This window comes from Rhodoferax sp. P1_F3, assembly GCF_056405715.1.
Genome location: NZ_JBFUBO010000007.1, coordinates 220,055 through 244,482, shown reverse-complemented (window position 1 = coordinate 244,482; position 24,428 = coordinate 220,055). Strand labels below are relative to the sequence as shown.

Annotated in this window: 23 protein-coding genes and 1 pseudogene; 12 read left to right on the top strand and 12 right to left on the bottom strand. The window is 63.0% G+C overall.

From position 1 onward, the window contains the following. A pseudogene (locus AC1DZ5_RS13840) lies at nucleotides 1–255 on the top strand (tripartite tricarboxylate transporter permease); the annotation flags it as partial. A gap of 24 nt (nucleotides 256–279) precedes the next feature. Here AC1DZ5_RS13840 and AC1DZ5_RS13835 read toward each other — a convergent pair. From AC1DZ5_RS13835 to AC1DZ5_RS13820, 4 genes are all read right to left on the bottom strand, one after another. Next, nucleotides 280–1,458 (bottom strand): FAD-dependent monooxygenase, encoded by a 1,179-nt coding sequence (locus AC1DZ5_RS13835; protein ID WP_477889959.1) that lies wholly within the window; start codon nucleotides 1,456–1,458, stop codon nucleotides 280–282. Between the two features lie 19 nt (nucleotides 1,459–1,477). After that, nucleotides 1,478–2,716, bottom strand: a complete 1,239-nt coding sequence (locus tag AC1DZ5_RS13830; protein WP_477889957.1) for an EAL and HDOD domain-containing protein — start codon at nucleotides 2,714–2,716, stop codon at nucleotides 1,478–1,480. Between the two features lie 68 nt (nucleotides 2,717–2,784). Further along, nucleotides 2,785–3,483, bottom strand: coding sequence for a glutathione S-transferase N-terminal domain-containing protein (locus tag AC1DZ5_RS13825; RefSeq protein WP_477889955.1), 699 nt, complete (start codon nucleotides 3,481–3,483; stop codon nucleotides 2,785–2,787). Between the two features lie 125 nt (nucleotides 3,484–3,608). Next, nucleotides 3,609–4,493 (bottom strand): LysR family transcriptional regulator, encoded by an 885-nt coding sequence (locus AC1DZ5_RS13820; protein ID WP_477889953.1) that lies wholly within the window; start codon nucleotides 4,491–4,493, stop codon nucleotides 3,609–3,611. 128 nt (nucleotides 4,494–4,621) lie between these two features. Between AC1DZ5_RS13820 and AC1DZ5_RS13815 the strand changes: the two genes are divergently transcribed. Further along, on the top strand, nucleotides 4,622–5,221 hold the full coding sequence (locus tag AC1DZ5_RS13815; protein WP_477889951.1) for a short chain dehydrogenase: 600 nt from the start codon (nucleotides 4,622–4,624) through the stop codon (nucleotides 5,219–5,221). 15 nt (nucleotides 5,222–5,236) lie between these two features. Here AC1DZ5_RS13815 and nadA read toward each other — a convergent pair whose 3' ends face one another. Both nadA and nadC read right to left on the bottom strand, forming a co-directional pair. Then, a complete protein-coding gene (nadA, locus tag AC1DZ5_RS13810; RefSeq protein WP_477889949.1) occupies nucleotides 5,237–6,340 on the bottom strand; it encodes a quinolinate synthase NadA in 1,104 nt (367 codons plus the stop codon). Continuing rightward, nucleotides 6,340–7,209 carry a carboxylating nicotinate-nucleotide diphosphorylase gene (nadC, locus tag AC1DZ5_RS13805; RefSeq protein WP_477889947.1) on the bottom strand — a complete coding sequence of 290 codons (870 nt, stop codon included), beginning with the start codon at nucleotides 7,207–7,209 and terminating at the stop codon, nucleotides 6,340–6,342. Before nadC ends, nadA begins: the two co-directional genes overlap by 1 nt. A gap of 119 nt (nucleotides 7,210–7,328) precedes the next feature. On the opposite strand from nadC, the gene AC1DZ5_RS13800 reads away from it, so the two are divergent. The 6 genes from AC1DZ5_RS13800 (at nucleotide 7,329) to panC (ending at nucleotide 11,994) form a co-directional block, all read left to right on the top strand. Beyond that, nucleotides 7,329–8,267, top strand: a complete 939-nt coding sequence (locus AC1DZ5_RS13800) for a DUF2167 domain-containing protein (RefSeq protein ID WP_477889945.1) — start codon at nucleotides 7,329–7,331, stop codon at nucleotides 8,265–8,267. A gap of 30 nt (nucleotides 8,268–8,297) precedes the next feature. Next, the gene (locus AC1DZ5_RS13795; protein ID WP_477889943.1) at nucleotides 8,298–9,029 is read left to right on the top strand and encodes a site-2 protease family protein; all 732 of its coding nucleotides are present in this window, start codon (nucleotides 8,298–8,300) and stop codon (nucleotides 9,027–9,029) included. 23 nt (nucleotides 9,030–9,052) lie between these two features. Beyond that, the gene (locus tag AC1DZ5_RS13790; protein WP_477889941.1) at nucleotides 9,053–9,259 is read left to right on the top strand and encodes a DUF3460 family protein; all 207 of its coding nucleotides are present in this window, start codon (nucleotides 9,053–9,055) and stop codon (nucleotides 9,257–9,259) included. A 64-nt stretch (nucleotides 9,260–9,323) separates the two neighbouring features. Continuing rightward, nucleotides 9,324–10,172 carry a segregation and condensation protein A gene (locus tag AC1DZ5_RS13785; RefSeq protein ID WP_477889939.1) on the top strand — a complete coding sequence of 283 codons (849 nt, stop codon included), beginning with the start codon at nucleotides 9,324–9,326 and terminating at the stop codon, nucleotides 10,170–10,172. 83 nt (nucleotides 10,173–10,255) lie between these two features. Then, nucleotides 10,256–11,149, top strand: a complete 894-nt coding sequence (panB, locus tag AC1DZ5_RS13780) for a 3-methyl-2-oxobutanoate hydroxymethyltransferase (protein WP_477889937.1) — start codon at nucleotides 10,256–10,258, stop codon at nucleotides 11,147–11,149. Between the two features lie 20 nt (nucleotides 11,150–11,169). Then, nucleotides 11,170–11,994 carry a pantoate--beta-alanine ligase gene (gene panC, locus AC1DZ5_RS13775; protein ID WP_477889935.1) on the top strand — a complete coding sequence of 275 codons (825 nt, stop codon included), beginning with the start codon at nucleotides 11,170–11,172 and terminating at the stop codon, nucleotides 11,992–11,994. Between the two features lie 16 nt (nucleotides 11,995–12,010). Here the strand turns inward: panC and AC1DZ5_RS13770 are convergent, their stop codons facing one another. Both AC1DZ5_RS13770 and AC1DZ5_RS13765 read right to left on the bottom strand, forming a co-directional pair. After that, nucleotides 12,011–12,502, bottom strand: a complete 492-nt coding sequence (locus tag AC1DZ5_RS13770; protein ID WP_477889933.1) for a cyanophycin metabolism-associated DUF1854 family protein — start codon at nucleotides 12,500–12,502, stop codon at nucleotides 12,011–12,013. Next, entirely contained in the window at nucleotides 12,499–14,763 is a 2,265-nt protein-coding gene (locus tag AC1DZ5_RS13765) for a cyanophycin metabolism-associated ABC transporter (RefSeq protein ID WP_477889931.1), read from the bottom strand. The genes AC1DZ5_RS13770 and AC1DZ5_RS13765 overlap by 4 nt, the downstream gene beginning before the upstream one ends. Nucleotides 14,764–14,946: 183 nt before the next feature. Here AC1DZ5_RS13765 and AC1DZ5_RS13760 point away from each other — a divergent pair, with 183 nt between their 5' ends. Together AC1DZ5_RS13760 and cphA are read left to right on the top strand one after the other, a co-directional pair. Further along, nucleotides 14,947–17,121: a cyanophycin synthetase gene (locus tag AC1DZ5_RS13760; protein WP_477889929.1), complete on the top strand. Its 2,175-nt coding sequence runs from the start codon at nucleotides 14,947–14,949 to the stop codon at nucleotides 17,119–17,121. Nucleotides 17,122–17,129: 8 nt separating this feature from the next. Continuing rightward, nucleotides 17,130–19,706, top strand: a complete 2,577-nt coding sequence (gene cphA / locus AC1DZ5_RS13755; protein ID WP_477889927.1) for a cyanophycin synthetase — start codon at nucleotides 17,130–17,132, stop codon at nucleotides 19,704–19,706. 14 nt (nucleotides 19,707–19,720) lie between these two features. Here the strand turns inward: cphA and AC1DZ5_RS13750 are convergent, their stop codons facing one another. The 4 genes from AC1DZ5_RS13750 to AC1DZ5_RS13735 form a co-directional block, all read right to left on the bottom strand. Then, entirely contained in the window at nucleotides 19,721–20,737 is a 1,017-nt protein-coding gene (locus AC1DZ5_RS13750; protein WP_477889925.1) for an NAD(P)H-dependent glycerol-3-phosphate dehydrogenase, read from the bottom strand. A 57-nt stretch (nucleotides 20,738–20,794) separates the two neighbouring features. Beyond that, on the bottom strand, nucleotides 20,795–21,250 hold the full coding sequence (gene secB / locus AC1DZ5_RS13745; protein WP_310339742.1) for a protein-export chaperone SecB: 456 nt from the start codon (nucleotides 21,248–21,250) through the stop codon (nucleotides 20,795–20,797). An 87-nt stretch (nucleotides 21,251–21,337) separates the two neighbouring features. Further along, entirely contained in the window at nucleotides 21,338–21,601 is a 264-nt protein-coding gene (gene grxC, locus AC1DZ5_RS13740) for a glutaredoxin 3 (protein ID WP_477889922.1), read from the bottom strand. A gap of 28 nt (nucleotides 21,602–21,629) precedes the next feature. After that, the gene (locus AC1DZ5_RS13735; RefSeq protein ID WP_310339744.1) at nucleotides 21,630–22,037 is read right to left on the bottom strand and encodes a rhodanese-like domain-containing protein; all 408 of its coding nucleotides are present in this window, start codon (nucleotides 22,035–22,037) and stop codon (nucleotides 21,630–21,632) included. Between the two features lie 105 nt (nucleotides 22,038–22,142). Between AC1DZ5_RS13735 and gpmA the strand changes: the two genes are divergently transcribed. Together gpmA and AC1DZ5_RS13725 are read left to right on the top strand one after the other, a co-directional pair. Further along, nucleotides 22,143–22,886 (top strand): 2,3-diphosphoglycerate-dependent phosphoglycerate mutase, encoded by a 744-nt coding sequence (gene gpmA / locus AC1DZ5_RS13730; RefSeq protein ID WP_477889919.1) that lies wholly within the window; start codon nucleotides 22,143–22,145, stop codon nucleotides 22,884–22,886. A gap of 98 nt (nucleotides 22,887–22,984) precedes the next feature. After that, nucleotides 22,985–24,421 carry a S41 family peptidase gene (locus tag AC1DZ5_RS13725; protein ID WP_477889917.1) on the top strand — a complete coding sequence of 479 codons (1,437 nt, stop codon included), beginning with the start codon at nucleotides 22,985–22,987 and terminating at the stop codon, nucleotides 24,419–24,421. The last annotated feature ends 7 nt before the right edge of the window (nucleotides 24,422–24,428 follow it).

Here is a 24,428-nt window from a genome sequence, read left to right as displayed (position 1 = left end):
GGCCTGTTTGGCGTGATTGGTTACCTGTTCATCAAGCTGGGCACAGAACCTGCTCCGCTGCTGCTGGGCTTTATCCTGGGGCCGATGATGGAAGAGTACTTGCGCCGTGCACTGCTGCTCAGCCGTGGGGACTGGAGTGTGTTCCTCACCCGTCCTCTGTCAGCCAGTCTGCTGGCTGCGGCTGTGCTGTTGCTGGTCGTGGTGCTTATGCCTTCCATCAAGGCTAAGCGTGAAGAGGCGTTTGTTGAAGATTGAGTCGGGGTTGCTCCTGAATCGCTATCAATTTGGTAAGCCCTGCCCCCAGCCCTGGGCCATGCCGGCCGCCATGGCCGTGTAGTCGGTCTCGCGCGCCAAGCGGTTGCGCTGCGCAATGCCCACAGGCGGGGTGTGAAAAATACTGCGCGCCAAGCCACGGCCAGACTGGATGATGCCCGATGTCTTGGGCTGGCGCAGTTGTGCAAACTGCTGCAAGGCCAAAGCCACATCCACCACATCAGCAGGCAGGCATTGCGCTAGATGCCAGGCATCTTCCAGCGCTTGGCAGGCGCCCTGGCCCGAAGTGGGCAGGGGCGCGTGCGCCGCGTCGCCCAGCAGCAGCACATTGGCGCGCTGCCACTGGGGCGTGGGGTCGTGGTCGTGCAGAAAGATCTGGTGGATGCCGCTGTCCGGCGTGCCCGCCAAAGCATGTTGCACAGGCGCGGGCCAGTGGGCAAAGCGCCGGGTCAATTCCGCCCGGTAGTGCGCGGGCTGGGCTTGCCCCAAGGGCGCAGCGGCACCACCCGCCCAGTAGGCGTGGTGCGGCGACAGGGCCACCACCCCAAAGCGCTCACCCGTGCCCCAGTAGTCCAGCACGGCACCGGGCTCGAACACCGGCTCCGCCGTTTCGCAAATACCAATCCAGTTCACAAAGCCCTGGTACACCGGGCGGGCATGCTCTTCCGATCCCAGCACAAAGGCCCGGCAGCGCGAGCGCATGCGACCCTCGGTGCCCAGCACCCAGTCGGGCTCAGCCACCACGCCGTTTTCAAAAATCAGTTGTGTAGCGCCGGGGCCCGCATCGTGCAGTGCCGCCACATCGCGCAGGCGGTGGCCGTAGTGCAGCACCACGCCCAGCTCCACCGCACGCGCCAGCAGCGCGTTCATCAGGTCATGGCGCAGGATAGCCATGCTGGCGTGGCCCATGGCGTCGTCAACGGCACGCACATCGATGCTGCCCAGCGCTTCGCCGTCTGACGTGAACCGGCGCATGGCATGCACCCGCGTGCCGTGCGGCCGCAACAGGTCCCACAGGCCCAAAGTATCCAGCACCCAGCTGGCGTTAGGCCAGCTCACAATGCCCGCGCCCAGGCTGCGAATGGCCGGAGCCTGCTCATACACGGCGACGGTGTGGCCGGCTTGGCGCAGCGCAATAGCGGTGGCCAAACCTGCAACGCCAGCCCCGATGGCGGCAAAGTGCATACGGTTGTGTCCTGTGCGTCTATTGGTAGACCGCGTCGGCCCAGACGATGGCTTCCATTTGCGCCACATTGATGTCGCGGTACGACAGGTCCAGGCGCTGTGCGGCTTCGGCAAAGATGGTGGCATCCTCCATCTCGCAGGCAATGGCCATGGCCAGCAGGTCCATGTACTTGCCGGTGCCTTTGAGCAGCGCTTCGGTGATGACGCCATCCAACCCCAACATCGACACCGCCTCAGCCAGCGGGCAGCCCAGCATGCGGTCCAGCAGCGAGAACAGACCGATCAGGAAGGCTTCTTCCTGCTCTTCGGGTGACAGCGTTTTGGCCCCCAGCAGCTCCATCATCTTGGCCCGCACCACGGCCATGTTGCCGGCCAGGCTGGGCTTGCCATCCACCCCCGCCGTCATCAGCATGGCGGCCCAGCGCTGCAGGCGTTCGTTGCCCAGCAGCATGACGGCCTGGCGGATGGAGGTGATCTTGGTGCGCAGACCCAGGCCAGCGGAGTTGATCAGGCGCAGCAGGTTGTAGCCCAGTGCGGCGTCCTTCTTGATGGCGAGTTCAATTTCGTCCACATCGGCCTCGCTGCGCAGCTTGCTGAACAGGTTGGCCGCACTGGCCTGGCTGGGGCTGACCGTCTGGGTCTTGACCAGCTCGGGCCGCGAGAACCAGTAGCCCTGAAAGAAATGGAAACCCATGTCCTTGTAGATTTCGAACTGCGCGGCACTCTCCACCTTCTCGGCCACGGCAATGGCGCCGGTGCGGTTCTGGATGGCATCCACCAGCAGTTTGAGTTTGGCGGGGTCAACGGCCCGCACATCCACCTTCACAAAGTCGGCAATGCCCTGCCAGGACTTGTAGAGCGGTGCCACCACCGTATGGTTGAAGGCCAGCCGGAAACCCCGCTTGCGCAGGGCCTGCAGCTTGAGCCGGGACTCTTCGATGGCAGCGGGGTCGTGCCCGGCCACCGGCGGTACTTCGATGATGGTGCGCTGGGGCACCAGAAAGTCCCAGTGGGAGCCGGTCAGGCTCTCGTGCGTGGCGTTGAGGAACAGGTCGGCCTGGGCATTGACCAGCTTGGTGCCGCTTTGCGCCATGACATTGAGCACCAGCGACACATCGCTGGCCAGCGTGTGGTCGCGCGCGCCCTGCGTGCGGTTGAACAGCTCGTAGCCCACGATGGACTTGTCGGCGTCCACGATGTGCTGTCTGGCAATGGAAAAACTCGATACGTCAGATGTCTCTGCTTCTGAAGAACTCACGGCAACCTTTCCGCAGCTCGGTGGATGGGCCCACCGCCTCCCTGCCCTTCAATGATGCCTGAGCTTTCTTAAGCGGGAATTACCAGGCCCTTGGCCACGGCAGGCCGCGCCACAAAGGCCGCCAGCACGCGCGCCACTTCGGGAAAGTCGGCAAAGCCCACCAGGTCGCCCGCACCATAAAAGCCGATCAGGTTGCGCACCCAGGGGAAGGTGGCGATGTCGGCAATGCTGTAGTCCGCGCCCATGATCCACTCGCGGCCCTGCAGGTGCTTGTCCAGCACGCCCAGCAAACGCTTGCTCTCGGCCACATAGCGGTCGCACGGTCGCTTGTCTTCAAAGTCCTTGCCGGCAAACTTGTGGAAGAAGCCCAACTGCCCAAACATGGGGCCAATACCACCCATCTGGAACATCACCCACTGGATGGTCTCGTAGCGTTTAGCCGGGTCTTGGGACATGAGCTGGCCGGTTTTCTCAGCCAGGTAGATCAGGATGGCGCCGGACTCGAACAGCGCCAGCGGCTGGCCGCCGGGACCGTTGGGGTCGATGATGGCGGGGATCTTGTTGTTGGGGTTCAGCGAGATAAATTCGGGCGTGAGCTGGTCGTTGGTCTGGAAGCTCACCAGGTGCGGCTCGTAGGCCAGACCCGTCTCTTCCAGCGCAATGCTCACCTTCACGCCGTTGGGCGTGGGCAGCGAGTAGAGCTGCAGGCGGTCCGGGTGCTGGGCAGGCCATTTGGCGGTGATGGGGAACTTCGACAGATCGGTCATGGGACGTCCTTTGCTCTTATTTTGATAGCTACTCGCGCATATTCCGCGGTGGCCAGGGGCATAAAAACCCTAGATTACCCGACTATGAATGACCAAGCCTCCACCATGGATACCGACGCGGAAGACTAAGGCCCAAACTCCGCCAAAACAAATTCAATGAACCGGCTTAGCTTGGGCATGGGCTGCCTGTCTTTGGGGTAGACCAGATGCACCTGGCGCGGTGGTGGGCAGTAGTCGCTCAGTAGCTCCACCAGCCGGCCTGCCGCCACGTCCCCGGCCAGCATGACGGAGTGCTGCATCACGATGCCAAAGCCTTCCAGCGCGGCCATGCGCAGTGCCAGGCTGTTGTTGGACTGAAAACGACTCAAGGGCCAGCCACGTGGCGGGGTTTCCTGGCGACCCAGAGCCCATCCGCCTTTCTTGGACCAGTGCGTGAAGCCCAGACATTGGTGATCGCTCAGTTCATCCGGATGCAGCGGCGTGCCATGGCGCTGCAAGTAGCTAGGCGCGGCGCAGATCATCACACCGTAGTCCTTCAAGCGCCGGGCCACCAGGCCGGAGTCCGCCAGCGTACCGATGCGAAAGGCCACGTCAAAGCCTTCCTCCACGATGTTGACGACCCGGTCATTCAGAATCAGTTCCACCTGCACCTCAGGCTGTTGCTCTAAAAACCGCGTGAGTGCGGGCGCCAGCATGACCGTGCCCAAAGACACCGGGGTATTGATCCGCAGCAGGCCCTTGGCGTTGCTACGCAGCTGTGCCGCGCCTGACTCGGCCGCCTGTACCTGCTCCAGAATCTGGCGACACTGCTCCAGATACACGCGCCCCATTTCGGTCAAGCTTTGGCGCCGCGTCGTACGGGCAAGCAGGCGCGCGCCCAGCCGCTCCTCCAGGTGGCGTATGTGCTTGCCCACCATGGGGGGCGAGATGTCAAACATCTCGGCAGCAGCGCTCAGGCTGCCGCGGTCTACGGTGGCCACAAATACCGCCATGCTTTGCAGTTTGTCCACGCTGGGCCCTCACTTCATTGAAAACTATTGGTTATAGATGAAGTAAATGTATGCCAATTTATCTCTTTTGGATTTCAATCAACACTGCCCTTCATGCCATGTCGGCATGCATGAATGGAAGGAAACAGATGAAAGTTCTCGTAGTCGGTGCCAGCGGCACCATTGGGCAGGCCGTGGTTCAAGAGTTGTCTTCGCGCCATGAAGTCATTCAGGCAAGTCGCAGCAGTGCCACACATCCGGTGGACATGACCCGGCCCGAAAGCATTGCCGCTTTGCTCAAAAAAGTGGGCCGTGTGGACGCCATGGTGGCTGCCGTGGGGGACGTTCATTTCGGCCCCCTGACAGAGATGACGGGAGAGCAATTCCGCATCGGCCTGAACAGCAAACTCATGGGCCAGGTGGAGTTGGTCTTGCAGGGCCAAAAGTACCTCAACGACGGCGGCTCTTTCACCCTCACCAGTGGCATTGCGGTCCATGCACGCATACGCAAAATCGTCAACGCCTCCGCGGTGAACGGCGCACTGGAAGGCTTTGCCAAGGGCGCAGCCACCGAGTTGGAGCGCGGCCAGCGTATCAACGTCGTGAGCCCGACCGTGCTGACCGAGTCCCTTGCCGTCTACGGCCCCTACTTCATTGGCTTTGAACCGGTGCCCGCTGCCCGTGTGGCTTTGGCCTATGCGCGCAGCGTGGATGGCGCAGCCAACGGCGAGATCTTTCGCGTATGGTGATGTGACAGGCGGGTTTCAGGCCGCCCCGATATTCGGAATCAGCCCACCCACGGGCTGCCCATTCTTCAGCGCCGCAGTAAAGGCCAGCATGCGGTCGATGGGCAGGCGCGCACGTTCGATGAGCGCGGGGTTCACCTGAATTTCGTTGACACCATGCTCCAGCACCATGGCCACACCGGCCAAGCCGTTCATGGCCATCCAGGGGCAGTGGGCGCAACTCTTGCAGGTGGCGCTGTTGCCCGCGGTGGGCGCTTCGATGAAGGTCTTGGTCGGGTTCAGCGTGCGCAGCTTGTGCAGCATGCCGTTGTCGGTGGCCACGATGAAGGTGTCGGCGTCCAGCGTCTGCGCGGCCTTGAGAATGCCGCTGGTGGACCCCACGGCGTGCGCCAGGGCCACGATGTCTTTGGGCGACTCGGGGTGCACCAGCACTTTGGCCGTGGGGTGCTCTTTCATCAGCGCTTCCAGCTCAAAGGCCTTGAACTCGTCGTGCACGATGCAGGCGCCTTCCCAGAACACCATGTCGGCCCCGGTTTCGCGCTGGATGTAGCCACCCAAGTGCTTGTCGGGTGCCCACAGGATTTTCTGGCCCTTGTCCTTCAGGGCACGCACGATGTCGAGTGCGCAGCTGCTGGTCACCAGCCAGTCGGCGCGGGCTTTCACCTCGGCACTGGTGTTGGCGTAAACCACCACGGTGCGGTCCGGGTGGGCATCGCAAAAGGCGTTGAACTCCGTGATGGGGCAGCCCAGATCGAGCGAACAGGTGGCGTCCAGATCGGGCATGAGCACCGTCTTGTGCGGCGACAAAATCTTGCTGGTCTCGCCCATGAACTTCACGCCCGACACCACCAGCGTCTGCGCGCTGTGGTCGCGGCCAAAGCGGGCCATCTCCAGAGAATCGCTCACCAGGCCGCCGGTTTCCTCGGCCAGGTCCTGCAGGTCCGGGTGCACGTAGTAGTGCGAGACCATCACTGCATTCTTTTCCTTCAGCAAGCGCTTGATCTTCTCTTTCAGCGCCACGCGCTGGCTGGGCGTGGGTTCCACCGGTACGCGGGCCCAGGCATGCTGGGTGCTACAGGCGGGTTGCTCGTATTCGACGTCGATCACATCGGTTGCAGACATCACAGGTCCTCAAAGCGCATGGAGAAATCGGTGGCCTTCACGTCCTTGGTCAGGGCGCCGATGGAGATGCGGTCCACGCCGGTGGCGGCAATGGCGCGCACGGTGTCCAGATTCACACCACCCGAGACTTCCAGAGTCGCACGCCCGGCGTTCAGCGCCACGGCCTGCACCAGGTGGGCCAGCGTCATGTTGTCCAGCAGCACCATCTGGGCGCCGCAGTCCAGCGCCTCGCGCAGCTGCTCCAGCGTTTCCACCTCCACCTCGATGAACTTGGCGCTCTGGGCCAGCTGGTTGGCGCGCTGCAGCGCGGCGGTAACGCCACCGGCCGCGGCAATGTGGTTTTCCTTGATCAACACGGCGTCAAACAGGCCGATGCGGTGGTTGGTGCCGCCGCCCGCGCGCACCGCGTACTTCTGCGCCAGGCGCAGGCCGGGAAGGGTCTTGCGCGTGTCCACAATGGCCGCGCGGTTGCCGGGCACCGATTCGACCGCGCTGACAAAGGTAGCGGTCTTGGTCGCCACGGCGCTCAGCAGCTGCAAAAAGTTCAGCGCAGTGCGCTCGGCCGTCAGCAGCGCCTGGGCGTTGCCCTCCATCTCCACCACCACCTGATCCCCATGGCAGCGCTGACCCTCGCGCACATGCCAGACGATGGCCGCACTCGGGTCCAGCGCCCGCACTGCAGCGGTGGCCCAGGCTTCGCCGCAAATGACGGCGGACTCCCGCGCCAGCACGCGGGCGCGGGCGCGGCGGGTGGGGTCGATCAGGGCAGCGGTCAGGTCGCCAGCTCCCACGTCCTCCAGCAGGGCACGGGCGACATCGGCCTCGGCCAGGGAGGTGATCTCGGTGGGGGTAAATTCAAAATACGTCATGGGCGCCAAGGATAACGGCAAGGCCATACAGACGCTGCCAGACGGGGCTCTTCGTGGTGGAACGACTTCGCTGTGTCAGAATCTTCGCGGTTTTTCCATAAATACACAGGGAGTTTGAGATGAAAACATGGATCGCGCGCGCGATGCTGGCGCTGGTGTGCCTGCATATCTCCACGGCCGGGGCACAGGCCCTGAGCAAAGAAGAGACCGAAAAAATTTGGGCGGACGCCAAAGCTGCGTCCACAGCGGGACCCGCCAGCGTCCCTCTCACCAACCAGGCCACACTGGCGATAGTCGATGGCCAGGTGTTCATTCCGCAGCCACAGGCTGGCAAGCTGCTCAATGCCATGGGTAACCCCGGCCAGGACTCTGCATTGCAGGGTCTGGTATTTCCCAACGACAACGCGCCGTGGTTCATGACCATCCGCTATGAGAGTTCCGGCTACGTCAAGGACGACGATGCCAAGGAGTGGAACGCGGACGATCTGCTCAAGAGCTACCGCGAAGGCACAGAGGCCTCCAACGAAGAGCGCAAGAAGATGGGCGTTCCCGGCCTGGAGATTCTCGGCTGGGCCCAAAAGCCCGCCTATGACAGTGCGACACACCGCCTGGCCTGGGCCATGTCCTCGCGGGACATTGGCGCTGCCGAGAATGAACCCCAGGGCGTGAACTACAACACCTACGCGCTGGGCCGTGAGGGCTACTTCAGCATGAACCTGGTGACAGGCCTGGCCGAGTTGCCCACCTACAAGCCGCAGGCCCATGGGCTGCTGGACGCGCTGCAGTTCAACGATGGCAAGCGCTATGCCGACTTCAACTCCAGCACCGACAAGGTGGCCGAATACGGGCTGGCCGCGCTGGTGGTGGGCGTGGCGGCCAAGAAGCTGGGCTTTTTTGCCGTTGCCGCCGTGTTTCTGGCCAAATTTGCCAAGGTGATTGCCCTGGCCGTGGTGGCCTTCGGCGGCACAGCGATGAAATTCTTTGGCAAAAAGAAGTCTGCTCCGGCGCCGGCGGTGGCTGAAACAAACAGCGACCCCACGCTACCGCCCACGGCCTGAAACCCGGTGCCCGTGGGGATCTGAAACACCATGACCAAGCTGCTTTTGCTGCTGTTGTCCGGCGTCAAGCTGGGCAAGCTCTTCACCACCGGCGGCACCATGCTGCTGTCGGTGCTGGCCTATGCCTGGATTTACGGCTGGCGCTATGCGGTGGGTTTTGTGCTGCTGCTTTTTGTGCACGAGATGGGCCACTACCTGGCGGCGCGCCAGCGCGGCCTGAATGTGGGGGCGCCTACCTTCATTCCCTTTGTGGGCGCCTGGGTCGAGCTCAAGGACATCCCGCACGATGCGGAAACCGAAGCGTGGGTGGGCCTGGGTGGCCCGCTGTTGGGCAGCCTGGGCGCATTGGTTTGCTACTTTGCCGCCCGCGAGACCGACAGCAACCTGCTGCTGGCGATTGCCTACTCGGGCTTCTTTCTGAACCTGTTCAACCTGATCCCCTTGTCGCCGTTGGACGGCGGGCGCATCACCGCCGTACTGTCTCCGCGCATCTGGTTGCTGGGCGTGCCGGTATTGGTAGGGGTATTTTTGTGGCGGCCCAGCCCCATGCTGATACTGATCGGCGTTCTGGCAGCGCCGCAGGTCTGGAAAGCCATCAAATACCGCACCGACAGCGAAGAAGCGCAGACCTATTACGCCGTGAGTGCCACCGTGCGACTGGAATACGCCATGTACTACCTGGGCCTCACGCTGTTTCTGGCGGTCATGGTGCACGACGTGCATGAAATGCTGGGTGCCGTGGGCAAAGTAACCGGCAGCTAAAATGGCCATAACGAGGACCCCCCATGAGCATTTTCCGCCGCCCCGATTACCAATCCGAAGCCACCCAGTTCATTGACCACCTGAAAGTGGCCAAGCCCACACTGGAAGCCGAGCAGCGCCAGGGCCGCGCCCTGCTGTGGGACAAAAAGATCGACCGCAACGCGGTGAAGGAATACGGCGAGGCCCGCGTGGAGCAAAAGCCCTACGTCTACCAAACCGAAGCCAAATAAGCATCAAATTGGCATCTAGCCCTCGCCAACATTGCGCGAGCAGCTCCCAAATTCATAGCAAACCATGAGCACCACTCCTGCGGACAGCGGCGCGGACACCGACGCCATTGCGGTCATGCCCGAGGTGGTGGACCGCGTGGCACTGGCGCGCCTGTATGGCGAGCCGCTGTTTGCCATGCCGCAGGATCTGTACATTCCGCCCGACGCGCTGGAGGTGTTCCTGGAGGCCTTCGAGGGCCCGTTGGATTTGCTGCTGTACCTGATCCGAAAGCAGAATTTCAACATTCTGGACATCCCGATGCTCAGCGTGACCAAGCAGTACCTGGTCTACGTGGACCAGATCCGCAAGCACAACCTGGAGCTGGCGGCCGAATACCTGCTGATGGCGGCCATGCTGATCGAGATCAAATCGCGCATGCTGCTGCCGCCCAAGAAGGTGGCCGAGGGCGAAGAGGCCGAAGACCCGCGTGCCGAGCTGGTGCGCCGCCTGCTGGAGTACGAGCAGATGAAGCTGGCGGCAGCCCGCCTGAACGCCATTCCCCAGTTTGGCCGTGACTTTCTGAAGGCCGAGGTCTTCATCGAGCAAAGCCTGCAGCCGCGCTTTCCCGATGTGCACCTGGTGGACCTGCAAGAGGCCTGGCGCGACATCATGAAGCGCGCCCGGCTGGTGCAGCACCACAAGATCAGCCGCGAAGAACTCTCGGTGCGCGAGCACATGAGCATCGTGCTCAAACGCCTGCAGGGGCGTCGCTTTGTGGGCTTTGAAGACCTCTTCGACCCCAGCCAGGGCTCGCCCGTGCTGGTGGTGACCTTCATCGCCCTCCTGGAGCTGGCCAAGGAAACCCTGATCGAGATCACCCAGGCCGAAGCCTTTGCACCCATCTACGTGCGCCTGGCCTATTCCCCCGCTTGAGCGGTGTCACTAACCGATACGTCCGCTAGCGGTTAGTATCGGCCCCGCATCCCGCCCAACCCCTGTTGATGGAGTCTCTGTCCATGGCCCAAGAACCTGCTGGTAACGCGTCTGCCGCGGCATCCCCCTACGGCACGCTGCCCCCGGCCTCGCCCATGGCGACGCGCAAGCCCATCAGCCTGCCGCGCATCCAGGAAATGCACACGCGCGGCGAGAAGATCACCATGCTGACCGCCTACGACGCCACCTTCGCGGCCGTGGCCGATGCGGCGGGTGTGGAGTGCATCCTGGTGGGCGACTCGCTGGGCATGGTCTGCCGCGGCCTGCACAGCACGGTCGGTGTCACGCTGGACGACATGGCCTACCACACCGAGAGCGTGGCCCGTGGCCTGCGCCGGGCCCAGGGCACGGCCTGGCTGATTGGCGACCTGCCGTTTGGCAGCTACCAGGAATCCAAGGAGCAGGCCATCCGCAGCGCCAGCGTGCTCATGCAGGCGGGTGCGCACATGGTCAAGCTCGAGGGCGGCGGCTGGACCACCGAGGTGGTGCACTTTTTGGTGGAGCGCGGCATTCCCGTCTGCGCGCACCTAGGCCTGACTCCGCAAACCGTGCACGCCCTGGGCGGCTACCGCGTGCAGGGCCGTGGTGATGTGGCCTCAGACCTCATGAAGAAGCAAGCCCTGGCCCTGCAGGACGCGGGTGCCTCCATGGTGGTGTTGGAGATGGTGCCTGCGCCACTGTCGGCCGAACTGACGAAAGAACTACCCCACTGCGCCACCATTGGCATTGGTGCCGGCAAGGGCACGGCCGGCCAGGTGCTGGTGCTGCACGACATGCTGGGCGTGAACCTGGGCAAGAACCCCAAGTTCGTGCGCAACTTCATGGCCGAGTCCACGAGCATCCGCGGCGCCATGGAAGCCTATGTCGCCGCTGTGAAAAACGGCAGCTTCCCCGACGACACCCTCCACGCCTGGTAAGTTTTCACGCTGAAACGCCTATGCAACTCATCCACACCATTGTCGACCTGCGCGCGGCCCTGAACCAGTACCGCCACCCCGCCGTGGTGCCCACCATGGGCAACCTGCATGCGGGCCACTTGGCGCTGGTGCGCCAGGCCAAGCCGCTGGGCGACGTGACCGTGTCCACCATCTTTGTGAACCGCTTGCAGTTTGCGCCGCACGAAGACTTTGACACCTACCCACGCACCTTGGAAGCCGACTGTGCCCAGTTGGAAGCCGCGGGCTGCGACATCGTGTTCGCCCCCAAAGAGGCCGAGCTGTATCCCCAGCCCCAGACCTTCAAAATGCACCCCCCCACCGAGCTGGCCGACATTCTGGAAGGCCACTTCCGCCCCGGCTTTTTCATTGGCGTGTGCACGGTCGTCATGAAGCTGCTGGCCTGCACGCAGGCACGCACGGCATTGTTCGGCAAGAAGGATTACCAGCAGCTCATGGTCATCCGCAATATGGTCAAGCAGTTCGCTTTGCCCATCGACGTGGTGGGCGGTGAGACCCAGCGCAACGAGGCGGGCCTGGCCCTGTCCAGCCGCAATGGCTACCTGAGCCCTGCGCAGCGCGAAGAAGCACTGCTGCTGTCTGCCACCCTGAAAAAGATCGTCACAGCCTTGCGTGCCGGTGACAAGGATGTAGCGCGTTTGGAAGCCGAAGGCATGAACGCCCTGCGCAGCGCAGGCTGGTTGCCCGACTACGTGGCCGTGCGCCGCCAGGCCGACCTGCAAACCCCGCAAGCGGGCGATGCGCTGGTGGTGCTGGCCGCAGCACGGCTGGGCACCACGCGGTTGATCGACAACCTGGAGGTCTGAAACCTCCGGGGCGGGTCTACAAAAACCGGTCCAGCACCCGCTTGCTGTGCGCGTCCAGCGCAAACTGGTCGCGCACCAAGTACTGGATGCCATGCGCATCGGCAATCAAGAGCGCGTGTTCCTTGCCAATGCGGCGGATGTCTTCATCGCCGCGCAGCACAAACTCGGTATCGCCACGGTCCGTTTGCACAACCCAGGTGCACGGCGTGGAATAGCTGGTGACCGACACAATGCGTTCGATCACGGGCATGAACTCCCGCGTAGCCAGCTCAGCACGGATCAGACCCTGTGCGGGCTCGGGCACCTCAGCCAGCAAGTCCACCCAGGCCACTTCCTTGCCATCGGTGCTCACCAGCGAAATGCCGTCATCAGGCGACTGGATGGGGAAGGCACGCACCGGCACCACGCCTTCAAAGCGTTCGCCCGCGGCATTGGTCAGCACCAGCTTGCCGAACGATGTGCGCTCCAGGCTGAAGCGCGTGGTAGTGATGGAGGTCAAAGCACTCATTTCACGTCGTCCATATCCATGTCCATATTGCGCGCTTGCGCCTGGTAGAGGTTGAAGTAGGCGCCCTCAGCCGCCATCAGCGCGTCGTGCGTACCCTCTTCCACCACCCGTCCGCGGTCCAGCACCACCAGACGGTCGGCCCGGTGCAGGGTAGACAGGCGGTGGGCAATGGCAATGGTGGTGCGGCCTTGCACCAGGTTCTCCAGCGCCTTCTGGATTTCTTTTTCGGTCTCCGAGTCCACCGACGAGGTGGCTTCATCCAGGATCAGGATGCGCGGGTCGATCAGCAGCGCACGCGCTATGGAGATGCGCTGGCGTTCGCCACCCGAGAGGCCCTGGCCGCGTTCACCCACCATGGAGTCATAGCCCTGGGGCAGACGCAGAATGAACTCGTGCGCATGGGCGGCACGGGCCGCCGCAATGATTTGTGCGCGAGTCGCGTCCGGCTTGCCATAGGCGATGTTGTCGGCAATGGTGCCGAAGAACAAAAACGGCTCCTGTAGCACCAGTCCAATGTTCTGGCGGTAGTCAGAAATCGCAAAGGAACGAATGTCCACGCCGTCCACGAGGATGGCGCCTTCGGACACATCGTAAAAGCGGCAAATCAGATTCACCAACGTGCTCTTGCCCGATCCGCTGTGGCCCACCAGGCCAATCATCTCGCCAGGCGCAATCTTCAGGCTGATGCCGCGGTTCACCTCGCGGTTGCCGTAGCGGAAGCCCACATCGCGCACCTCGATGCTGCCCTGCACCGTGCCCATGGGCACGGGGTTTACCGGTTCTGGCACGCTGGACACATGGTCCAGGATGTCAAAAATGCGCTTGGCCGCCGAGGCCGACTTTTGGGTGACCGAGACAATGCGGCTCATGGAATCGAGACGGCCATAAAAGCGGCTGATGTAGGCGATGAAGGCGGTGAGCACCCCCACGGTGATCTGCCCTTTAGACACCTGCCAGATGCCAAAGGCCCAGACGACCAGCAGGCCCAGCTCGGTCAAAAACGACACGCTGGGGGAGAACAGCGACCAGATCTTGTTAATACGGTCGTTCACCGCCAAGTTGTGTTTGTTGGCTTCGCGGAAGCGGTTGGCCTCACGTCGCTCCTGCGCAAAGGCCTTGACCACGCGGATACCTGGAATGGTGTCGGCCAGCACATTGGTCACCTCACCCCAGACACGGTCAATCTTCTCGAAGCCGGTGCGCAGGCGGTCACGTACAAAGTGAATCATCCAGGCAATAAAGGGTAGCGGCACCAGCGTCACCAGCGCCAGCCAGGGGTTGATGGAGAACAGGATCAGCGCCGTCATCGTCAGCATGATCACGTCGGTGGCAAAGTCCAGCAGGTGCAATGAGAGGAACACGCAGATGCGGTCACTTTCGCTGCCAATGCGCGACATCAGGTCGCCCGTGCGCTTGCCACCAAAGTACTCCAGCGAAAGGCGCAATAGATGCTCATACGTACTGGTGCGCAGGTCCGCGCCAATGCGCTCGGACACCAGCGCCAGGATGTAGGTCTTGGCCCAGCTCAAAATCCACGCCGCCAGCGCGGAGCCCAGCAGCCCGGCCATGTACATCGTCACCAGCATGGGGTCTATGGTCTGGCCGTTCTGAAACGGGATCAGCACGTTGTCCATCAGCGGCATGGTCAGGTAGGGGGGCACCAGGTTGGCGGCAGTGCCCAGCAGGGTGAGCACAAAGCCCAGCAGCAACTGCCCGCGGTAGGGTTTGGCAAAGCGCCACAGGCGAAACAGCGTCCAGGTGCTGGGCGGCGTGTGGACCACCTTGGTGCACACCGGGCATTCTTCTTGGTCCGGCTCCAGCGGGGCCTTGCAGCTGGGGCACACATTGGTCAGCGCCTGGGCCAGCGGGCGGCCCGACACGGTGCTTTCCAGCTGGGCCTGGAACTGGTCCACCAGGCGAATGGCTTGCAGGTTCTGGCCCAGCGTGAAGCGCCAGGTGCCCAGCAGGCCCTGGGCATCCAGCAGGTCCAGATGGCCTACGCCCGCATGGTCGTGGTGGTGCAGGTTTTGGCCAGGCTGCAGGTCCCAGTCCTGCCAGACGCCTTGAGGGCCGGTGCGGCTCAGCAGACGCTGGCTGGTCACCAACACCAGGCCATGGACAAAGCGCAGCTGCTGGTCAAGGTCAACCTCCAGCGCGGCCAACACGTTCTCTTGGGATCGGAGCTGCAACTGCACCTCGTCGCGCCACAGCGGGGAAATCTCGCCAAATGGCAGGGGAGCAGCCAGTGCTTCAGTGGTCATTAACAACAACGGATAGGTTTTTATTCAAAAATGCGGGGGATTTCAGGCCCCAAGGCCCGCCCGGCGTCAGCCTGACGATATTACGCCCTGCCACCAGTGTGCCCACCCCGCCAACGCCGGGTGAGCGAGAATACACAACGCACACAGCGTAACAATGGTGGACCGCCTTCTCCACAGCAAGCCATGACAGCCAAGAAAAACATTGAAATTCTGCGGGTGACCTACCTGCGCGGTCCCAATATCTGGACCTACCGGCCCGTCATCGAGGCCTGGGTTGACATTGGTGAGCTGGAGGATTTCCCCTCCAACACCCTGCCCGGCTTCTACGAACGCATCACCGCCTGGCTGCCCGGCCTGATCGAACACCACTGCAGCCCCGGCGTGCGCGGGGGCTTTCTGGAGCGCCTGCGCGAAGGCACCTGGGCCGCCCATATCCTGGAACACATCTCCCTGGAGATCCAAAACCTGGCCGGCATGCAAACCGGCTTTGGCAAGGCACGGCAAACCTCGCAGCGCGGCATCTACAAAGTCGCATTTCGCACCCGCCAGGAGCAGGTGGGACGCCAAGCCTTGGTCGTGGCGCGCGATCTGCTCATGGCCGCCATTAACAACACCGTCTACGACCTGGATACCCAATTGACCATCCTGCGCGACCAGGTGGATTCCTTGTGCCTGGGCCCCAGCACCTCCAACATCGTGGACGCGGCCTCCGACCGACGCATTCCTTCCATCCGACTGACTGAGGGCAACCTGGTTCAGTTGGGCTACGGCCAAGCGCAGCGCCGCATCTGGACTGCAGAGACAGACCAGACGTCCGCCATTGCAGAAGAAATCGCCAGCGACAAGGACCTGACCAAAAGCCTGCTCAAGTCCTGCGGTGTACCGGTACCCGAGGGCGCCCTGGTCAACTCCCCGGAAGCCGCCTGGGAGGCTGCGCAGGACATTGGCATGCCCGTGGCCATCAAGCCCTATGACGGCAACCATGGCCGTGGCGTCTCGCTGGAGTTGATGGACGAAGCCAGCGTGGTGGCCGCCTTCCACGTGGCCAAACAGCAAAGCGGTGGCAGCGTCATCGTCGAAAAATTCATCCCCGGCAACGAACACCGCCTGTTGGTAGTGGGCAAGCAGGTGGTAGCCGCTGCCCGCGGTGAATCCGCCTGGGTGGTGGGCGATGGCGTGTCCAGCGTGACCACGCTGGTGGACCAGCAGCTCAACACCGACCCGCGCCGCGGCACCGGCGAGGACGCGCCGCTGAACCTGATTGACCTGAGCGACAACCCCGAGGTGGCGCTGGAGCTGGAGCGAGTGGGCCTGACGGCCCAATCTGTGCCAGCCAAAGATTGCCGTGTGCTGATCCAGCGCAATGGCAACGTGGCCTGCGATGTGACCGACCAAATGCACCCCAGCGTTGCGGCCATCGCTGCCCTGGCTGCCCGCGTGGTGGGCCTGGACATTGCGGGCATCGACATGGTGATGGAAGATATCTCCAAACCCATCCGCAGCCAGCAAGGCGCGGTGATCGAGGTCAACGCCAGCCCTGGCCTCTTGGCCCACATCAAACCCGCCGAGGGCCACAGCCGCCCGGTGGGCAAGGCTATCGTGGCGCACCTGTTTGCCCCTGAGGCAGATGGACGCATCCCCGTGGTCGGCATCACCGGCACCCAAAACACGGGCCGCCTGGCGCGCCTGGTGGCCTGGCTGGTCCACATCAGCGGCAAGCATGTGGGCCTGGCCTGCAGCGAAGGTCTGTACCTTGATGGCCGCCAGGTGCTGGCCACCGACTGCGCGCACTGGGAACCCAGCCAGCGCCTGCTAATCAACCGCTCGGTGCAGGCTGCCGTGTTTGAAAACAGCAGCGCAATGATCCTGGGCGAAGGCCTGGCCTACGACAAATGCGCCGTGGGTGTGGTGACAGACGCCAAGTGGACGCCCGCCCTGAAAGACTTTGACATTTTGGACGCCGAGCAAACCTTCAAGGTCGCGCGCACCCAGGTCGATGTGATCCTGCCCACGGGCACAGCCGTGCTCAATGCCAGCGACCCTCAGGTGGTGGAGATGGCCGAGCTCTGCGACGGCAAGGTCATCTTTTACGCTGCCGACGCGGCACAGCCTGCGCTGGCCGCCCACCAGGCAGTGGGAGAACGCGTAGTGTTCCTGCGCAACGGCGAGATCGTGCTGGCCCAGGGTGCCGAAGAAATCGCCCTGTTGCCGCTGTCCTCACTCAAACCCGCCAAGGCGGCCCAGCCTGAGCTGGTGATGGCCGCCACGGCCGCAGCCTGGGCGCTCAATATCCCCGTGGAGTTAATTGGTGCGGGCTTGCGCACCTTTGACTCCAGCCCCAAGAAAAACCCCTACTGAGCACCACCATGGAAGTCACCCGCATCCGCGCACTGCGCGGCCCCAATCTGTGGAGCCACCACACGGCCATCCAGTCGGTGGTGGAATGCCGCCCCGAGGAATGCTCAATTAGTGACCTGCCCGGATTCGAAGTCCGCCTGCGCGCACGTTTCCCCGAGATCAGCCCCTTCCAGCCCACTGGCCACGATGACCACATCCCCATGGCCCGCGTGCTGGAACTGGCGGCCCTGGGCCTGCAGGCCCAGGCCGGTTGCCCGGTGACCTTCAGTTGCACCACGCCCACGCTGGAAGCGCGCATTTACCAGGTGGTGGTGGAATACAGCGAAGAAGAAGTGGGCAAGCTGGCCATGGAACTGGCCCAGCAGCTGTGCCAGGCCGCGCTGGAAGACAAGCACTTTGACCTGCGTGCCGCGCTGGACCAATTGCGCGAGTTGGACGAAGACGTGCGCCTGGGGCCCAGCACCGGCTCCATCGTGGACGCCGCCGTGGCCCGCGGCATTCCCTACAGCCGCATGACGGAGGGCAGCATGGTGCGCCTAGGCTGGGGCAGCAAGCAGCGCCGCATCCAGGCAGCAGAGATGGACGCAACCAGCGCCATTGCCGAAGCCATTGCGCAAGACAAAGAGTTGACCAAGAAGCTGCTGGCCGCGGCCGGCGTGCCCGTGCCCGGTGGCCGTGCAGTCACCGATGCGGACGACGCCTGGAAGGCTGCGCAAGAGATTGGCCTACCCGTGGTGGTCAAGCCCAATGACGGCAACCAGGGCAAGGGCGTGACAGTGAACATCACCACCGAAGCGCAGTTGCGCAAGGCTTACACCACGGCCCGCGAGTTCCGCGATGACATCCTGGTCGAGCGCTTCATGCCCGGCAACGACTTCCGCCTGCTGGTGGTGGGGGACAAACTTGTGGCTGCTGCCCGCCGCGACCCACCGAAGGTGTTCGGCGATGGCGTGCACACCATTGCCCAACTGGTCGAGCAGGTCAACCTGGACCCCAGGCGCGGCTCCGGCCACGCTACCTCGCTCACCAAAATCCGTTTTGACGAGATTGCCCACGCCTGCTTGGCCAGCCAAGGGCTGACGGCTGATTCAGTACCTGCCAAGGGCCAGCGCGTGAACCTGCGCAACAACGCAAACCTGTCCACCGGAGGCTCCGCCACCGACGTGACCGACGATGTGCACCCCGAAGTAGCTGCGCGCGCCATTGCCGCAGCGCACATGGTGGGTCTGGACATTTGCGGTGTGGACGTGGTGAGCGACAGCATCCTGCAACCGCTGGAAGACCAGGGCGGCGGCATTGTGGAAGTGAACGCGGCTCCCGGCCTGCGCATGCACCTCTCGCCTTCGTTTGGCAAGGGCCGCGCCGTGGGCGAGGCCATCATCTCCAGCATGTTCAAAAAGGGCCAGGACGGGCGCATCCCCATCGTGGCTGTCACTGGCACTAACGGCAAGACCACCACGGTGCGCCTGATCTCGCACCTGCTGACGCAAAGCGGGCTGCGCGTGGGCATGACCAACACCGATGGCGTGTACGTCAACGGCGACACCATCGACACCGGCGACTGCAGCGGCCCCAAAAGCGCACGCAGCGTGCTGCTGCACCCCGATGTGGATGCCGCCGTGCTCGAAACTGCGCGCGGTGGCGTGCTGCGCGAAGGCCTGGCCTTTGACCGCTGCGATGTGGCTGTCGTCACCAACGTGGGCAGTGGCGACCACCTGGGCCTGAACTACATCACCACGGTGAACGAGCTGGCCGTGCTCAAGCGCGTCATCGTGCAGAACGTGGCGCCTACGGGCACCGCCGTGCTCAACGCGGCCGACCCCATCGTGGCGGCCATGGCAGCCAAGTGCAAGGGCTCGGTCACCTTCTTCACCGCCGACAAAAACCACCCGGTCATGGCTACGCACCGCGCCCAGGGGCATGCCGTGGTGTTTGTGGAAGGCGGCCACCTGATTGCGGCCAAGGGTGACCTGCTGCAATCCATTCCGCTGGCCGATGTGCCCATCACTCTGGGTGGCGCCATCGGCTTCCAGGTGGACAACGTCATGGCCAGCGTTGCCGCGGCTTGGGCCCTGGGGCAGGATTGGGCGACGATTCGCCAGGGCTTGGCGAACTTCTCCAACGACAGCCACAACGCTGCGGGCCGCTTCAACCTGTTCAGCTACCGCGGCGCCACCGTGATTGCCGACTACGGCCACAACCCCGACGCCATGTTGGCGCTGGTGCAGGCGGTGCAAGCCATGCCGGCCACGCGCCGTGCGGTGGTCATCAGCGGCGCCGGTGACCGGCGCGACCAGGACATTCGCCAGCAAACCGAGATCCTAGGCGACGCCTTTGACGAGGTGGTGATGTTCGAGGACCAGTGCCAGCGCGGCCGCAAGGATGGCGAAGTGATCGCCCTGCTACGCGAAGGCTTGGTGAACGCCAAGCGCACGGTCAGGCGTTCCGAGATCTTTGGGGAGTTTCTGGCCATCGACACCGCCATGGACCAACTGAAACCCGGCGAGCTGTGCCTGGTGCTGGTGGACCAGGTGGAAGAAGCCATGGCCCATATTGCAGCCAAGGTAGCGGCCAGCAAGGCCTGAACAAAGAAAGCGGGTTAGGCGCCTTCGGTCGCCGGCCCACGACCCATCAGGGCCGCCACGGCCTGGGCGGGCTGCAGCTTGCCATCCAACAAGTCCACCACGCCATGGGTGATGGGCATGGGCACTCCCAGATGCTGGGCACGCTGCAGCACCGTGCGCGCGCTGTAGACGCCCTCGGCCACATGGCCCAATTCATTCACGGCATCCGACAGGCTCTGACCCCGAGCTAGGGCCAGGCCCACCTTGCGATTGCGCGACAGGTCTCCCGTGGCAGTCAGCACCAGATCGCCCAGACCACTGAGACCCATGAAGGTATCGGCCTTGGCGCCCAGCGCCAGGCCCAGACGGGAAATTTCTGCCAAGCCGCGTGTAATCAGCGCAGCGCGGGCGTTCAAGCCCAGCTGCAGGCCATCGCACAAACCTGTGGCAATGGCGAGTACGTTTTTCACCGCACCGCCCACCTCTACGCCGACCACATCGTCATTGGCATACACACGCAAAGAGGGGCTGTGGAAGGCTGCGACCAAGGCATCGCGCACCTCGGCATGCGCGCTGGCGGCCACCAGGGCCGTGGGGTGGCCGGATGCCACTTCCTGCGCGAAGCTGGGACCGCTGAGCACGCCAGCCTGAATTTGGGGCGCCACCTGGGCCTGCACCTCATGACCCATCAGGCCGAACTGGCCTTGGACTGAGGCCTCGAAGCCCTTGCACAGCCAGGCCACCGGCACGGTCGCCCCAGCCAGCTGGCTCAGCATGTCGCGCAGGCCTGCCATGGGCGTGGCGACCACCACCATGTCGAAGGCGGACAAACCTGCCACTACATCCGCCAGCGGCTGGCTGCTGAGCGAGAGGCTGGCGGGCAAGGGGTGGCCGGGCAGGTAGCGCTGGTTCACCCGCGCCTGGGCCATGCCCTGCACCAGCGCAGCATCGCGCGCCCACAGGGTCACGGCGTGGCCCGCCTGCGGGTTGGCGGCGGCGCTCACGGCCAGCGCCGTGCCCCAGGCACCGGCTCCAAGTACTATGATTTTCATAGCTGCTCGCGCAATATCGACGGGGGCTAGAGGCCTAAAAGACCTCAAACCCTGGCGTTACTGCGGCAGGCTGCCTGCAGGCGCGCCAGCGGAATCCGCCTGCTGCTGCTCGTACATGGCCTGGAAGTTGATTTCCGACAGATGCACGGGCGGGAAACCACCGCGCTGGATCAGGTCGGCCACGTTACCGCGCAGGTAGGGGTAGACGATTTGTGGGCAGGCAATGCCCATGATCTGGCTGAGCTGCTCAGGTGCTAGGTTGCGGATCTCGAAAATACCGGCCTGCTTGGCTTCCACCAAAAACACGGTCTTGTCCTGGATCTTGGTGGTCACGGTGGCGGTCACGCTGACCTCGTACACGCCTTCGGCCACGGGTGCAGCCTCCACGCCAAGCTGGATGTCCACCGAAGGCTGCTCTTGCTGCAGCAGGATGGCGGGGGAATTGGGTTGCTCCAGCGAAGCCTCTTTGAGGTACACGCGCTGGATTTGGAAAACGGGATCTTGGTCTGCCATGGCAATAGTCTCTCTAGATAAACACAAAGCCCGCTGGCAGAGTGCCAAACGGGCTTACGAAGCAAATTCGCAACGGGGAGAATTATGTCAGGCTGCGGCGGCCAGCAAAGGCAGCAACTCACCGCGACCGTCCAGCGCCATCAGATCGTCACAGCCGCCCACATGGGTTTGTCCAATGAAGATTTGGGGCACAGTGCGACGCCCGGTCACTTCCATCATCTTCATGCGCTCCTCGGGATGCGCGTCCACCCGAATTTCTTCGATGGCCTCGACCCCGCGGGATTTAAGAATGCGCTTGGCCTGCACGCAGTAGGGGCAGACGGCGGTGGTGTACATCTTGACGGCTTGCATGGTTCTTACCTTGGTTGCAGGGGCCTGATTAGGCCTTTTCAACCGGAAGATTAGCGGCTTTCCAGGCTTTCAGCCCACCGGCCAGCGATTGAGCCTGCTCGTAACCCAGTTTCTTGGCCATCGCCACGGCACGGCCTGAACGCGCACCGGTCTGGCACACCAGCACGAGTGGCAAGGTTTTGTTCTTCACCGCCTGGGCCAACTTAGCTTCCAGCTCACCCAGGGGAATGTTCTTGGAGCCCACGATGTGGCCTTGTGCGAACTCTGTCGCCTCAGACACATCCACCACCACCGCTTTTTCGCGGTTGATCAACTGAATGGCGGCCGTGGGGGCAATGCCCGCCAGTGTGGCGCCTTGCAACACGGGCCACAGCAGCAGGGCACCGGAGGCCACAGCAATCGAAATCAGCATCCAGTTGTCGATAATAAATTTCACTTTGTTCCTTGTTGGTTACTTCACGCTAACCCGCCATTTTAGAATGGCAAGCTGTACGCCGCCGGGCTCACTGCCCGGTCCCCCCACTGATTTGTGACCCATACCATGTACAAACTTGTTCTCGTACGCCACGGCGAATCCACCTGGAACCTTGAAAACCGCTTCACCGGCTGGACCGATGTGGACCTGACCCCCCTGGGTGTGGAACAGGCCAAAACCGCTGGCAAGCTGCTCAAGGCCGATGGCTATGAGTTCGACGTGGCCTACACCAGCGTGCTCAAGCGCGCTACGCGCACCCTATGGCACACCCTGGACGAGATGGACCGCACCTGGCTGCCCGTGGTGCACAGCTGGCGCCTGAACGAACGCCACTACGGCGCCCTGCAAGGCCTGAACAAGGGCGAAACCGCCAAACAATACGGCGATGACCAGGTCCTGGTCTGGCGCCGTAGCTACGACACGCCCCCCCCCGCGCTGGAAGCGACCGACCCACGCAGCGAGCGCGGCGACCTGCGCTACGCCAAGCTGCAGCCCGACCAGGTGCCGCTGACCGAGTGCCTGAAAGACACCGTGGCCCGCGTGCTGCCGTTCTGGAACGAATCGATGGCGCCCGCCATCAAGGCCGGCAAACGCATCGTCGTAGCGGCCCACGGCAACTCCATCCGCGCGCTGATCAAGTACCTAGACAACATTTCTGACGATGACATCGTGGGCGTGAACATCCCCAACGGCATCCCGTTGGTATACGAGCTGGACGCCGACCTGAAACCCATTCGCCACTACTACCTGGGTGATGCGGAAGCCGCCGCCAAGGCCGCGGCAGCGGTAGCCTCCCAAGGCAAGGCCTGAGCCTGACACACCAGCCCCACTGAAATAGTGGGGCTGCAGGGGAACTGGAACGAAAGAGTGACCTCCAAGGTGTATATTGGTGCGGCACAGGAATACATATGGGTCACAAACTGAAAATTACGGGCTGGATTGCCTTGGGCGCACTAGCCGGAGCACTGACCACCGTGTCACTGCAAACCGTTGCGCGCAACACATTGGCCCCGCTACCGCTGGAAGAGCTGCAGCAACTCGCCGCGGTCTTCGGCATGGTCAAGAGCGACTATGTCGAGCCCGTGGATGAGAAGAAGCTCATCACCGATGCCATCGCAGGCATGGTCGCCAGCCTGGACCCGCATTCCCAGTACTTCGACAAAAAATCCTACAAGGAATTCCGCGAAGGCACGTCCGGCAAGTTCGTTGGCGTGGGTATTGAAATCACCCAGGAAGACGGCTTGGTCAAGGTGGTCTCGCCCATCGAAGGCTCGCCCGCCTTCCGCGCCGGACTAAAGACCAACGACCTGATCACCAAAATCGACGACACCGTGGTCAAGGGCCTGTCGCTGAACGATGCCGTCAAGCGCATGCGCGGTGAACCCAACACCAAGGTGTTGCTGACCATCTACCGCAAGGATGAGAACCGCACCTTCCCGGTGACCATCACGCGCGAAGAAATCAAACAGCAGTCGGTGCGCGGCAAGGTCATCGAGCCCGGCTACGCCTGGATTCGCGTGAGCCAGTTCCAGGAACGCAGCTTTGAAGATTTCGCCAAGAAAGTGGACGAAATTTATAAACAGGACCCCAAGATCAAAGGACTGGTACTGGACCTGCGCAATGACCCCGGTGGCCTGCTCTCGTCTGCCGTGGCACTGTCTGCCGTGTTCCTGCCCGAGAACGTGACCGTGGTGTCCACCAACGGCCAAACGCCGGACAGCAAGCAAACCCTGCGCGCCAATGCCAGCGACATCCGCGGTCTGCCAGGCTCTGACGCCCTAAAGAACCTGCCCGCCGCCCTGAAGAAAGTTCCGCTGATTGTGCTAGTAAACGAAGGCTCGGCCTCGGCCAGCGAGATCGTGGCTGGTGCTTTGCAAGACCATAAGCGCGCCACCATCATGGGCAGCCAGACCTTCGGCAAGGGCTCGGTGCAGACCTTCCGCCCCCTGGGGCCAGACACCGGTCTGAAGATCACCACCTCGCGCTACTACACCCCTAGCGGTCGATCCATCCAGGCCAAGGGCATCGTGCCCGATGTGATGCTGGACGACACCGAGGAAGGCAGCCCCTACGCAGCCCTGCGCATGCGCGAAGCCGATCTGGAGAAGCACCTAACCAGCGGCCAGGGCGAGGAAAAGAAGGATCCCTCGCGCGAAAAGGCCCGTGAGGACGCCATCAAACGGCTGGAAGAAGAGTCCCGCAAGCCGGTGGCTGAACGCCGCCCGCCCGAATTTGGTTCGGACAAAGATTTCCAGTTGATGCAAGCCATCAACCAGTTCAAGGGCAAGCCCGTGATGGTCAGCAAAACCCTTGTGGAACGCAAGGAAGAGCCCAAGGACAACTGAACCCAGC